The 12696-nt window shown below is 55.5% G+C and carries 14 protein-coding genes; 2 read left to right on the forward strand and 12 right to left on the reverse strand.

Going from position 1 to position 12696, the window contains the following annotated elements; translation table 11 throughout:
• Nucleotides 1–239: 239 nt before the first annotated feature.
• Nucleotides 240–587: a 5-carboxymethyl-2-hydroxymuconate Delta-isomerase gene (locus LN341_RS01010; RefSeq protein WP_234203870.1), complete on the forward strand. Its 348-nt coding sequence runs from the start codon at nucleotides 240–242 to the stop codon at nucleotides 585–587.
• 62 nt (nucleotides 588–649) lie between these two features.
• On the opposite strand, the gene LN341_RS01015 is transcribed toward LN341_RS01010, so the two are convergent.
• The 6 genes from LN341_RS01015 to LN341_RS01040 form a co-directional block, all read right to left on the reverse strand.
• A complete protein-coding gene (locus LN341_RS01015; RefSeq protein WP_046220360.1) occupies nucleotides 650–961 on the reverse strand; it encodes a DUF3135 domain-containing protein in 312 nt (103 codons plus the stop codon).
• 150 nt (nucleotides 962–1111) lie between these two features.
• A complete protein-coding gene (locus LN341_RS01020) occupies nucleotides 1112–1855 on the reverse strand; it encodes a ferredoxin--NADP reductase (RefSeq protein ID WP_234203871.1) in 744 nt (247 codons plus the stop codon).
• Nucleotides 1856–1898: 43 nt separating this feature from the next.
• Nucleotides 1899–2516, reverse strand: a complete 618-nt coding sequence (locus LN341_RS01025; protein ID WP_234204813.1) for a metalloregulator ArsR/SmtB family transcription factor — start codon at nucleotides 2514–2516, stop codon at nucleotides 1899–1901.
• Nucleotides 2517–2697: 181 nt separating this feature from the next.
• Nucleotides 2698–3705: a class II fructose-bisphosphatase gene (gene glpX, locus LN341_RS01030; RefSeq protein WP_046220357.1), complete on the reverse strand. Its 1008-nt coding sequence runs from the start codon at nucleotides 3703–3705 to the stop codon at nucleotides 2698–2700.
• Nucleotides 3706–3901: 196 nt separating this feature from the next.
• On the reverse strand, nucleotides 3902–5419 hold the full coding sequence (glpK, locus tag LN341_RS01035; protein WP_046220356.1) for a glycerol kinase GlpK: 1518 nt from the start codon (nucleotides 5417–5419) through the stop codon (nucleotides 3902–3904).
• 45 nt (nucleotides 5420–5464) lie between these two features.
• A complete protein-coding gene (locus LN341_RS01040) occupies nucleotides 5465–6316 on the reverse strand; it encodes an MIP/aquaporin family protein (RefSeq protein WP_046220355.1) in 852 nt (283 codons plus the stop codon).
• Between the two features lie 473 nt (nucleotides 6317–6789).
• Here LN341_RS01040 and zapB point away from each other — a divergent pair, with 473 nt between their 5' ends.
• Nucleotides 6790–7032, forward strand: coding sequence for a cell division protein ZapB (zapB, locus tag LN341_RS01045; RefSeq protein ID WP_046220354.1), 243 nt, complete (start codon nucleotides 6790–6792; stop codon nucleotides 7030–7032).
• A gap of 73 nt (nucleotides 7033–7105) precedes the next feature.
• On the opposite strand, the gene rraA is transcribed toward zapB, so the two are convergent.
• The 6 genes from rraA to cytR all read right to left on the reverse strand — a co-directional run bounded on the left by rraA (nucleotide 7106) and on the right by cytR (nucleotide 12676).
• Nucleotides 7106–7591, reverse strand: a complete 486-nt coding sequence (gene rraA / locus LN341_RS01050) for a ribonuclease E activity regulator RraA (protein WP_046220353.1) — start codon at nucleotides 7589–7591, stop codon at nucleotides 7106–7108.
• 117 nt (nucleotides 7592–7708) lie between these two features.
• The gene (locus LN341_RS01055) at nucleotides 7709–8617 is read right to left on the reverse strand and encodes a 1,4-dihydroxy-2-naphthoate polyprenyltransferase (protein ID WP_234203872.1); all 909 of its coding nucleotides are present in this window, start codon (nucleotides 8615–8617) and stop codon (nucleotides 7709–7711) included.
• A 168-nt stretch (nucleotides 8618–8785) separates the two neighbouring features.
• Nucleotides 8786–10117 (reverse strand): HslU--HslV peptidase ATPase subunit, encoded by a 1332-nt coding sequence (gene hslU / locus LN341_RS01060; RefSeq protein ID WP_046220351.1) that lies wholly within the window; start codon nucleotides 10115–10117, stop codon nucleotides 8786–8788.
• A gap of 9 nt (nucleotides 10118–10126) precedes the next feature.
• Entirely contained in the window at nucleotides 10127–10654 is a 528-nt protein-coding gene (gene hslV / locus LN341_RS01065; protein WP_027250611.1) for an ATP-dependent protease subunit HslV, read from the reverse strand.
• A 198-nt stretch (nucleotides 10655–10852) separates the two neighbouring features.
• Entirely contained in the window at nucleotides 10853–11500 is a 648-nt protein-coding gene (locus LN341_RS01070) for an SPOR domain-containing protein (RefSeq protein WP_046220481.1), read from the reverse strand.
• Nucleotides 11501–11662: 162 nt separating this feature from the next.
• A complete protein-coding gene (cytR, locus tag LN341_RS01075; RefSeq protein ID WP_046220350.1) occupies nucleotides 11663–12676 on the reverse strand; it encodes a DNA-binding transcriptional regulator CytR in 1014 nt (337 codons plus the stop codon).
• Nucleotides 12677–12696: the final 20 nt, after the last annotated feature.

Genomic DNA, 12696 nt, shown 5'->3' on the forward strand with positions numbered 1-12696 from the left:
CGTAAACTTCCTTAATCTCGAACAAATCCATGCCCGGTTGTACCTGTTTCAACGGCAAAAGTGAACTCTGAGCTGTAATAAATTTTCAGTGTCGGCTCAGTGCGGCCAGCCGGATGGAGGGTGAAAAGTGATCCACAGGGGATTTCTGCATGCCTGTGTCGCTGTCGTCAGTAAAATCGGCTAACTTAGGCGCCAGTTCATGGAATATCGGGTCGCCCCTGACCAACAAGGAGAGTTGTATGCCACACCTGAAACTGGAATTTGCCGATCCTGTCGCTGAGCGCGTGAATGTTGCCGCCTTACTGGAAGACTTACACCAGTCGTTGTTAACCTGCGGGGTGTTTGAGCCCGCCTCGGTCAAATCCCGCGCTTATCCTTGCCACCAGTGGCAGGTCGGAGAGGGCGGCGATGCCCATAATTTTATTCACCTGGAACTGGCTTTGTTGTCGGGGCGTGACAATGACTGCAAGCGCGGACTGGCCGAACGCCTGATGCCGCTGCTGGAGCAGCACGCCGCGGCGATTGACAGCCTGACGATAGAAATTCGCGATATGGAAAGTGAAACGTACTTAAAGTCGAAGCGCTGATCTGCCTGCCAGGAGCCAGCCGTCGCTGGCTCCTGATTTGTTCAGTTCTGTTTAGCGGTCGCTCAGGCCTGACGGCGAAACGGCATCACTTTCGCTTCATGCTCCGTCAGGGTTTCGGGGGCGGTCAGTGAGCGGGCAAAGCGCTGTAATTGTTGTTGGAGTTCAGCCCGCAGCAGCATATTGGTATGAATCGGATTTTTACCCCGGGCAATGACCTGATTGATATGGCTCATCTGCGCACGCAAGCGGGGCTGCATGGCAGGGCTGGCGTTTTCAATGATTTCCTCGCTCATCCGCAGCCGCAAGGCTTCCAGCTCTTCAGGGGCCGTTTCGGCCAGTTTCTTGAGTTCGTCAAAGGATGGTAACGTCTGCATAACTCATTCCCCAAGCGTCAAATCTGTGACTTACTTAACACTAGATGGCGGGGAATGAAAAAAGCGTCTCATTGATGAGACGCTCAATAAAAGTAACCTGAGTGTACAGAGAGTCAGGCTGGCTGTGGCTTTCGCGCCCGGTTACCTCGGTTACCAATAGTGCTCGACGGTGATCTGGCCGGGTTTGCGGCGCAGGTTTTTCTCAAATCCGCGTGCTTCCAGGACTGCCTTGGTGTCTTTCACCATGGCCGGGTTACCGCACAGCATCAGTTGCGCGGTTTTCGGATCGAGCGGTATGCCGACGTGGCGTTCCAGCTGGCCGTCTGAAATCGCTTGTGGAATACGGCCGGTGAGTGCCAGTGGTGCCGGCTCCCGGCTGACAAACGGCTGGACGATCAGTTGTTCAGGGTGGGCCGCTTTGAGCGCGTTGATTTCCGCCTGATAACTGAGATCGGCGGCAAAGCGAACGGCATGCACCAGCACGATTTTACGAAACCGCTGCCAGGCGGTGGCTTCACGCAAAATAGACAGATAAGGCCCGATAGCGGTCCCGGTAGATAACAGCCACAGGCTATCGCCGTCTGGGACTTCATCCAGGGTGAAGAAACCGTTCGCCCGGGCGGTGATGAAGACCTCGTCGCCGGCTTCCAGGGCGTGCAGGCGGGGGGACAGCAAACCGTCTGCCACCCGTGTGGCGTAGATTTCAATCTGGTTGGTACTGGGTGGATTGACGAAGGAGTAAGCGCGTTGGATCATTTTGCCGTCGCATTCCAGCGCCAGCTTCGTAAATTGCCCGGCTTTAAAGGGCTCAATATTCGCCTCCAGCGTTAAACTGAACAGTTCGCTGTTCCAGTGACGATTACTGATAACCTTGGCAGGGATCCAGTCAGCCATTGTTGATCTCCTTTTACATTGTCAGATTCACCGAGTCAGATGCTCAGGACGGAAGAATGCGGTAGCTGCACCGGCGCTGACCGGCAATCATGTGTTCGTTGCGCTCTATGGTCACGCCATCCCCCAGCAGACGCTGGAAGACCGCCAGTTCAGATCGACAAAGAGAGGGGCAGCGCTTCGCGGCATGGCAGATAGGACAATGGTTCTCAATCAGAATGAAGCCGTGTTCATCGGACTCCAGCTGTGCCATGTAACCTTCCTTTTCCCTCAGTGTAGTCAGAATCTGAAGTTTGTCTTTTAAATCTGTGGCCTTTGCAATGGCCTGCTGATACTGGATCAGCGTGCTTTCTTCGCGCTGCAGCAAAATTTGCTGCAAGCCTTCCTGGCCGAACAGGTTTTCCACCGAATCCAGCATCTGAATGATCAGATCGCCGTGACGATCAGCAAACTGCTCGTGGCCTTTGGCGGTCAGGTGCCAGTGACGGGTCGGCCGGCCGACTTTGGCTTTGATGTCTTCAAATCCCACCAGGCCGTCGTCTTCAAGCCCCTGCAAGTGCTGGCGCACGCCCATAGTCGTCAGGCTCAGCTCCTCAGACAGGGTTTTGGCCGTGACCGGGCCGTCCTGCTTCATTCGGTGGAGAATTTTATCTATGGTTTTCATCGTCGTATTACTTGTATTCATGCGCCTATTATGTGGCCAGCCCAGTATATAAAGCAATGGCTTTACTAAATAGCATAGTCCAGCTTGCCAAAAAAAGCCGTAAAAGTCTGATGATGATCAGGTGGTTATCCCGGCGCCGAACAGATATCGGGAAGGCTGGCACCGGGAAGACAGGGCGCTGTCAGAGAATATGAGGCAGAATCGCCGGATCTTTTCTGTCCAGATAATGAATCGACTTGATTCGGCGGATCGTACGGCATTTGCCGCGGATGAGCAGGGTTTCTGTGGTGGCGATATTACCGTTGCGGGTAATGCCGTCCAGTAAATCGCCTTTGGTGATACCCGTCCCGGCAAAGACCACATTGTCGCTTTTTGCCATTTGTTCCAGAAGCAGGACCTGATTGGGCTCTATGCCCATGTCGCGGCAGCGGTCCATTTCCTGCTGGCCCATGCGATAGTTATCATCACTGCCGCCTTTGACCAGAAAACGCGGCAGCAGACGTCCTTGCATATCACCGCCTAACGCCCGGATGGCTGCCGCCGAGACCACACCTTCCGGCGCCCCGCCGATGCAGTACATCACGTCGACTTCGCTGTCCGGCATGCAAGTGAGAATGGAAGCGGCCACATCGCCGTCCGGCACGGCATAGACACGAATGCCCATGGCCTGCATCTTGGCAATCACCTCGTCATGGCGCGGTTTCGCCAGGGTGGTCACCACCAGGTTCTCTAACGGCTTACCCAACGCGGCAGCGATATTGACCAGGTTGTCTTCCAGCGGCAGATTGAGATCGATCTTGCCCTTGGCCTGCGGGCCGACCACCAGTTTTTCCATGTACATGTCCGGTGCTTTGAGAAACGCCCCTTTTTCACCGGCTGCCAGCACTGCCAGTGCATTGTTCTGACCCATGGCGGTCATTCGGGTGCCTTCGATCGGGTCGACTGCGATATCGACGGCATCACCACCGGCGCCAACCTGTTCGCCGATATACAGCATCGGGGCGTCATCAATTTCTCCTTCACCGATGACAATCTCACCAGTGATCTCGGTTTTGTTTAGCAGGGTGCGCATGACTTCGACAGCAGCGCCGTCAGCGGCATTTTTGTCGCCCCGGCCGAGCCATTGATAACCTGCCAGCGCGGCACCTTCAGTGACACGGGAAAAAGCCATTGCCAAATCGCGTTTCATGGGAACTCCAGAACTACTCAGTAAAAGATATCAGGTCAGTCACAGATATCAGGGTGTCGATTCTCTGCGCGAATTGTAACACAGACGCCAGCGCTGCGTTTCCTGCTGCAAGGGATCGATAAAAAACAAGCCCGCCGGGAAGGGCAGGCTTGGGGTCAGCGTTCAAACACTTAGTGTGACCATTCGTCGGCGGGGATTATTCGTCTTCGTCGATCGCCCAGCCTTTGGCGCATTCCACCGCACGTTTCCAGCCTTTGTAGCGTCGTGCACGTTTGCTGTCATCCGGGCAAGGCGTGAAACAACGGTCCAGCACGGCCTTGTTTTTCAGCTCATCAATACTGTCCCAGAAGCCCACTGCCAGACCGGCCAGATAGCCGGCGCCCAGTGCGGTGACTTCTGTCACCACAGGGCGGTGCACTTCGGTGTTGAGCAGATCTGACTGGAATTGCATCAGGAAATTGTTGGACACTGCACCGCCGTCCACTTTCAGTGCGGCCAGATGGATCCCGGAATCAGCCTGCATGGCATCCAGGACATCGCGGGTCTGATATGCGATGCTTTCCAGGGTGGCGCGGATCAGGTGGTTGTTGTTCACCCCCCGGGTCAGGCCGACAATGGCGCCGCGCGCATACGGGTCCCAGTAAGGAGCGCCTAAGCCGGTGAAGGCTGGCACCACATACACGCCGTTGGCACTGCCCACTTTCTCTGCAAAGTACTCAGAATCTTTGGCATCACCGAGCAGTTTCAGCTCATCACGCAGCCATTGGATCGAGGCACCGGCCATGAAGACTGCCCCTTCCAGTGCGTAAGCCGGCTCGCCTTTCGGGCCGCAGGCCAGGGTGGTCAGCAGGCCATTTTGCGAGTTGACCTTCTCTTTGCCTGTGTTCATCAGCAGGAAGCAGCCGGTGCCGTAGGTATTTTTGGCCTGACCGGGTTCCACACACATCTGACCGAACAGGGCGGCCTGCTGGTCACCGGCAATGCCCGCGATAGGCACCCGGGTGCCGCCTTTGCCGCCAATGTTGGTCTGACCGTAGATTTCAGACGAGGCTTTGACTTCCGGCATCATGGACAGCGGGATATCCATGGCTTTGAGCAGTTTCTCATCCCACTCCAGCGAGTTGATGTTAAACAGCATGGTCCGGGAGGCGTTGGTATAGTCGGTGACATGCACACGGCCCTGGGTCAGTTTCCAGATCAGCCAGGTATCGACGGTACCGAACAGCAGGTTACCCGCTTCGGCCTGCTCACGGGCGCCTTCGACGTTGTCCAGAATCCACTTAATTTTAGTGCCGGAGAAATACGGGTCGACCACCAGGCCTGTGTTGTCACGAATGTAAGCTTCCAGCCCCGGCTGTTGTTTCAGCTGCTGGCAGATTTCAGCGGTACGGCGGCACTGCCAGACAATCGCGTTATAGACAGGTTTACCTGTGTTCTTGTCCCAGACAATGGTGGTTTCGCGCTGGTTGGTGATACCGATACCGGCAATCTGGTCGGTGCGGATGCCGACTTTGGCCAGGGCTTCGACCATGGTAGAGCTCTGGCTGGCCCAGATTTCCATCGGGTCGTGCTCAACCCAGCCAGCTTTGGGGTAGATTTGGGTGAATTCGCGCTGCGCAGTGCAGACGATGTTGGCGTCGTGATCCATGATCACGGCACGTGAGCTGGTGGTTCCCTGATCGAGTGCGACGATGTACTTTTGTTCTGTGGTCATCTGAGTGTCCTCTTCTCTTTAAATTAATTATAGATAGCGCTGCAATCAGGCTTGCGCGACTTCTTTCTCATCATCTGATTCACATTGGTTCGGCAGGGTACAGCGGTTACCCGGCAGATAGACGCCGACGGCTTTCGGGTACAGCCAGGCCCCGAAGCAGGCTCCGGCAATCGGTGCCAGAACAGGGATAATAAAGTAAGGAATGTCTTTGCCGCCAGTCAGCGCCATCTCGCCCCAGCCCGCCAGATAGGCGAAGAATTTGGGTCCGAAATCTCGCGCCGGATTCATGGCAAAACCGGTCAGCGGACCGAGCGAACCCCCAATCACGGCAATCAGAATGCCGATCAGTACCGGCCCCAGCGCGCCGCGAGGAGCGCCGTTTTTCTCATCACCGATGGCCAGAATGGCAAACATCAGCACGGCTGTGATCACAAACTCAACCGCAAACGCACCGCTGAAGGACAGGGCCGGGTTCGGATAGGTGGAGAAAATTCCAGCGGTGGCCAGGCTCTCGGCACTGCCGCGAATTATGCCATGCGCGCTTTCGAACTCGGTGAACAAATTGCTGTACAGGCCGTACACCAGAGCGGCTGAGCAGAAGGCGCCAGCCAGCTGAGACAGAATGTAAGGGAGCACTTTGGTTTTATCAAAGCCGTGAAAAAGGGCGAGCGCAAGGGTAACGGCCGGGTTGATGTGCGCGCCTGAGACACCCGCGGTGCAGTAAATCGCGATGGTGACGCCCAGGCCCCACATAATGCTGATTTCCCACTGGCCGAAGTCAGCGCCTGCTAACACCAGAGCGGCGACGCAGCCCACCCCAAAGAAGATGAGCAGTCCGGTGCCGATAAATTCTGCCAGGCATTCGCCGAGCAGTGAAGGGGGTTGTCGTTTTGTCATGTGCCAATCCTTATGTCGAGTGATAGGTAAGAGAGTTGTTATCGTTATGTGACCAAAAAATACTCGAAGGGTGATTTAACCGAAAGTAACACGAGTTAAAAATGTGCGTTCGAGCATGTTATTTGTTTGATTGGTCGATATCGAAAGGTAATCGAAAGGCACGAGATAGAGTTTATACTCTATTTTTGGGATGAGGCGCGAACACTAGCATGTCAGCGGAAGCGGTTCAAAATGCGCAGAGGAAAACTGAGTGTTCGCTAACAGTTCAGCGCAGCTGGCAGTGCATCCCAACACTGAAATCGTAAAATTTTGTTGAAGTTTGAATAATTTTTATCCGATTGTGATAAAGCGTGGTATTAGTAGATGCCAGACGAATAAGGCCTAGTTAGAATAGGGCTACGTTGGAATTGTAATTTGCCTGGTAGGCGTAGCTTAAGCTGCGGTCTTGCGCAGGTGCTGATAGGGTGAAAACTATGTCTTTAGAGATGCTGGAACAGCTGGAAGCCAAAGTGCAAATGGCTGTCGACACCATTTCCCTGCTGCAGATGGAAGTGGAAGAACTGAAAGAGAAGAACGATAACCTGGTGAGTCTGGCTCAGGAACTGCGCGCCGATCGTGAGTCGCTGGCTCAGGATAACGAGAAGTTGCGTAACGATCATCAGGCGTGGCAGGAGCGTGTTCGCACCTTGCTGGGCAAAATGGAAACGGTTGAGTAAGTCTCATCGTTACCAGAAAGAAAAACAGAGCCGGTTGGCTCTGTTTTCGTTTGTGCGGGGAAGATCCGGCCGTTTAGTCGATGTCCAGTGGCTCTGGTGACAAAATCACCCCGGTATTGTCAGCATAGAGATGGTCTTCCGGCAGGAAAGTAACGCCGCCGAAATTCACCGCGACATCGACTTCGCCTGTACCTTGCTTGTCAGCGCCGACAGGAATCGATGCCATGGCCTGAATACCGATATCCAGTTCATCCAATTCATCGACATGGCGCACACAGCCATACACGATGATGCCCTCCCACTCACTCTGTACTGCCAGTTGTGCCAGCTCGGCATCAATCAGTGCGCGACGAAGCGAACCGCCACCATCGATTAACAGGACTCGCCCGGCGCCCGGTTCGGCCAGCACAGTCTGAAGCAAACCATTGTCTTCAAAACATTTCACTGTGGTGATCTGGCCTCCGAATGAGCTTCGGCCCCCGTAAGAGCTGAACATTGGCTCAACCACGTCAACCAGGTCGAGATAAATATCACAGAGTTCAGAGGTATTGTATTCCATAAGCTCGCTTCTTTATTGGCAGTAAAATTAAGCCGGACAGGCAGCACAAAGCGCCTATTCACTAACTTGCTGAAAGTATAACCAGCTCAGGCGGCATTGCAATCTCGGCGCCATGCTTTAGCGGTCGGCAAGCAATCCGATGGCAAACAGCAAGTTAGTCATCAGGGCGATTTTAGCCAGTAAGCCCAGCATCGGTGCTAATGATTGCGCGTGTTGCGTGGTCAGTACCTGATTTGCATGGGTCAGTAACCAAGGGGCGGCCAGCAAAAATAGCCAGCCCCACGCCGAGTGGGCCATCAGCAGGGCATAGGCGGTAAAGCCAAGCAGGCTGAACACTAGGAGCAGCAGGTGATACCAGCGGCCTGCCTCCGGCCCGAGTCTTGCCGCCAGGGTGATTTTCCCGCAAGCCCGATCGTTCTCGATATCCCGCAGGTTGTTGAGATTCAGCACCCCGACCGCCAGCAGGCCACTGGCGGTCGCGGGCAGTAAGATGAGCCAGTGAAATTGCTGGCTTTGCAGGTAATAGCTGCCGCCGACGGCAACCCAGCCGAAGAAGATCAGCACGGCAGGATCGCCCAACCCGCGATAGCCATAAGGCTTGGTGCCTAGCGTATAGGCCAGTGCTGCCAGGATAGAGACGCCTCCCAGTGCCACAAAGCTGAGCAAGACCGTGAGGGACGGCCGGGCCAGCCACAGCAGGGTGATACCGCTCAGAGTGGTCAACGTCAGGGTCAGGCCAATGGCGGTACGCATGGCGGTGAGGGAAATCCGGCCCTGCTGCAGTCCGCGCTGCGGCCCCAGACGGTGGCGGTTATCCGTGCCTTTGCGCACATCGCCATAATCGTTGGCCAGATTCGACAGGATCTGCAGCAACACAGCGGTCAGCAGCGTCAGCAGGGCGATCGCCGGTGAAAAATGTCCCTGGGCAGCGGCCAGGCTGTTACCGCACAACAGAGCGGCGACGGCCAGCAGCAGGGTTTTGGGCCGGGTCGCATCCAGCCAGACGGAGAAAGAGGACAAAGCCATAATCCCAAGATAAAGACAGCATAGGGTGGAGTATGGCCCGATGACAGAAAAGAATGTTGTTCTGGCGCAACAAGAAGATAAAAAACGGGATGCCAGTTGAGAATCTGGCATCCCGCTGGGGGACGGCACACTGAGTGGTTGAGTGAACCACTCTAGTGGCAGGTCTGGTTACAGAATAAAGCGGCTGAGATCTTCGTCTTCCACCAGTTCGCCCAGATGGGCATGCACATAGGCTTTATCGATGATCTGCTCTTTACCGCTTTGCTCGGACGCGTCATAAGACAGCTCTTCCATCAGGCGCTCCAGCACAGTATGCAGGCGGCGGGCACCGATATTTTCCGTACGCTCGTTGACCTGCCAGGCCGCATCGGCAATCTGGGCAATGCCATCTTCGGTAAAGCTGATGGTGACATTTTCCGTGGCCATCAGGGCGCGGTACTGCTCGGTCAGTGAGGCGTTCGGCTCGGTCAGGATGCGCTTGAAGTCTTCGCTGGTCAGGGCTTCGAGTTCAACCCGAATCGGCAGACGACCCTGCAGCTCTGGGATCAGATCCGACGGACGTGCGACCTGGAAGGCGCCGGACGCGATAAACAGGATATGATCGGTTCTGACCATGCCATGTTTGGTCGAAACCGTGGAGCCTTCCACCAGCGGCAGCAGGTCACGCTGAACCCCTTCGCGGGACACATCCGGACCTGAGCTTTCGCCACGCTTACAGATTTTGTCGATCTCATCAATGAAGACAATACCGTTGTTCTCAACCGCGTGAATCGCCTGCTCTTTCAGCTCTTCCTGATTGACCAGCTTGGCGGCTTCATCTTCGGTCACCGCTTTGAGCGCATCTTTGATTTTCATCTTGCGCTTTTTGGTGGTGTTACCCGCCAGATTCTGGAACATCCCCTGCAGCTGGTTGGTCATTTCTTCCATGCCGGGAGGGGCCATGATCTCAACGCCCATTTGCGGCGCGGCGACGTCGATTTCGATTTCCTTGTCATCCAGCTTGCCTTCGCGCAGTTTTTTGCGGAACGACTGACGGGTGGCCGAATTGGAGTCGCTTTCTTCATTCTTGCCCCAGGCATCACGCGGTGGCGGGAGCAAGACATCCAGGATACGGTCTTCGGCCAGTTCTTCAGCGCGGAAGCGGACTTTTTCGGTGGCCTGCTGATGGGTCATTTTGACCGCAACATCCGTCAGATCGCGGATAATGGTTTCCACTTCTTTGCCGACATAACCGACTTCGGTGAACTTGGTGGCTTCAACCTTGATGAAAGGCGCGTTGGCCAGTTTGGCCAGACGGCGGGCGATCTCGGTTTTACCGACACCGGTCGGCCCTATCATCAGGATGTTTTTCGGGGTTACTTCAACGCGCAGCTCTTCCGGCAGCTGCATGCGACGCCAGCGGTTACGCAGCGCAATCGCCACGGCACGCTTGGCCTTGTCCTGGCCGATAATATGGCGGTTCAGTTCATGAACAATTTCGCGGGGAGTCATTTCAGACATGGGGAATCCTTACTGGGTATCGAGTTCTTCAACAGTCTGGAAGTCATTGGTGTAAACGCAGATATCACCAGCAATGGTCAGCGACTTCTCAGCTATGGTGCGAGCATCCAGCTCGGTGTTTTCCAGCAGCGCCCGGGCTGCGGATAACGCAAAATTACCGCCTGAGCCGATGGCAATCAGGTCGTTTTCCGGCTGAACTACATCACCGTTCCCTGTGATAATCAGCGAGGCGGTGGCATCCGCAACGGCCAGTAAGGCTTCCAGGCGGCGCAGGCTGCGGTCGGTGCGCCAGTCTTTGGCCAGCTCGACCGCGGCTTTCATCAGATGCCCCTGGTGCATTTCCAGCTTGCGTTCGAAGCGCTCAAACAGGGTGAAGGCATCGGCGGTACCGCCGGCGAATCCTGCCAGGACCTGATTGTTGTATAAGCGGCGGACTTTGCGGGCGTTGCCCTTCATGACGGTATTGCCCAGTGAGACCTGGCCATCACCGGCGATGACGACTTTTCCATTGCGACGTACAGAGACTATGGTTGTCACGGTATTACCTCTTAGCATCAGTCCGGCTCGTGGGCCGGTATGGGTATAGCCGCAGATCTGGGGATGACGGTTTCCGATTTCAAGGCAAACCGGAGAATCTGCGTCGTGGAGACCATAAAAAAGGATGCCTTGGCAGCGTTTTGTCTGCGTCAGCATCCTTCATCAGTGTAGTGAGCCATGATCAGGCCAGCAAGCGGATCAGGCGTCCCAATACCAGATGGCGCACGGTTCAATACCGGCCCGGCGCAGCATGTTGCGATCACTTTCGGCTTTGCGTTTTTGAGGATAAGGACCGAGCACCACGCGATACCAGCTGCCTTTTTCACCCTGAGACACTTTGATCTGGCTGGTGAGCCCCTGGAAAGCAATCATGGCTTTACGCTCTTCTGCCTGAGCGGGCGAGCGGTAAGCGCCACACTGCATCAAATAAGGGCGTCCCGGCTTCTCCGGCACCTTTTTCGCTTCCACTTGCACTTCTTTGTTTTCCAGCTCTTCGATGTAGCGCCATTTTTCTGCCGGCTTAGGCGGCAGTTTTTCCTGTGGTTTCGGTGCAGTCACAGGCTTAGTGTCGACTTTAGTGCTGGTTTCCTGCTTGGGTTTGGCGGCAGGGGCCGGCGGCGTTTTGTCTTTGACCGGCGTCTGTCGGGCAGGCGTTGTGTCGCTGACGGCAGGTTGAGGTGACGAAGACAGAAAATACAGGCCATATCCCAGAGCTGTGACCAGACACAGGGCGATCAGCGCCCATTTTACCGGGAACTGGCCGCTGGGTTGACTGCCGCGGGAAGGCGTTTTTCTGGCGGGCTTCTTCGCGGCCCGGCCTCGCTTGACGTAATCTTTGGTTGCCACAATGTTTTGATGATTGCTGGACGAATGGTCAGACATGGTACAAAGAAGTGCCCACACTGGCTAGTGTCGGGAAGCCTGTACCTGCTGCACAGGCAGTGCTTCCCGATTATTCTGTGACCTTTTGCTCAAAGTGATGATTTTTTCAGCTCAGGTCACGGGTGGCTATTGCGAATTGCCTGGCGGTGGCGCGGCACTTTCCCGGATCACCAGTTTGGCATCCAGCAGGCGCGAACCGGCCGCGATGTCTTTACCCTGAAGGATATCCAGCAGCATCAGCATCGACTGTCGGCCAATTTCATAGCGGGGCTGCGACACTGTGGTCAGCGGCGGATCGCAGTATTCGGCGAACTGAATATCATCAAACCCGACGATGGACAGATCCTGAGGGACATTGATCCCGAGGCGTTTGGCTTGCTGCATCGCACCGATGGCCATGACATCGTTGTGGCACAGCAGGGCGGTCGGCGGCTCGGGCAGCGATAACAGGGTGGTCACGGCGCGGGCCCCCCCGGCAAAAGTGAAATCACTTTTGACTGTGTAAGCCGGATTCAGTTCTGTGCCGGCGCGGCGCAGGGCCTGCTGATAACCCTGGGAGCGGAACTGGCAGAGCATGGCACTGTCTGGGCCTGTGATCTGGGCAATGTGCTTGTGGCCCATCTGGGTCAGGTAGTTCACGGCTTCAAATGCTGCGGTCAGGTTATCAATGTGGACGGTCGGCAGCTCCAGCTCTGGGGCAAACTCACAGGCCATCACCATAGGCGGCAGGTTTTTTTGCTCCGGTTTGCTGATATCAAAGGGTAAATCCGTGCCCAGCAGTAACATGCCGTCTGCTTGCTTGGTGAACACCAGATTCACGAATGAGTTTTCCCGGCTTTTCTGCTGGCCGCTGTCGCCCAGCAGTACCAGATAGCCATATTCCATCGCCGCTTCTTCAATGCCCCGGATAATTTCTGTGAAATAGGGATCACAGATGTCGGGGACGATAGCGACAATGGTTTTAGATTCATTGCGCCTCAGGTTACGAGCCAGGGAATTGGGGGAATAGCCAGCATCCATGACAGCCTGTTCGACTTTTTTACGGGTCGAGGCTGACACTTTTTCCGGGTTCATCAACGCGCGCGACACAGTCGCGGTGGAGACTCCGGCCAGCTGGGCAACATCCTTCATTGTCGCCATAAATAGTTCCTCTCTAAGAC

The sequence above is a fragment of the Photobacterium sp. TLY01 genome, from assembly GCF_021432065.1.
Lineage (GTDB): Bacteria > Pseudomonadota > Gammaproteobacteria > Enterobacterales > Vibrionaceae > Photobacterium > Photobacterium halotolerans_A.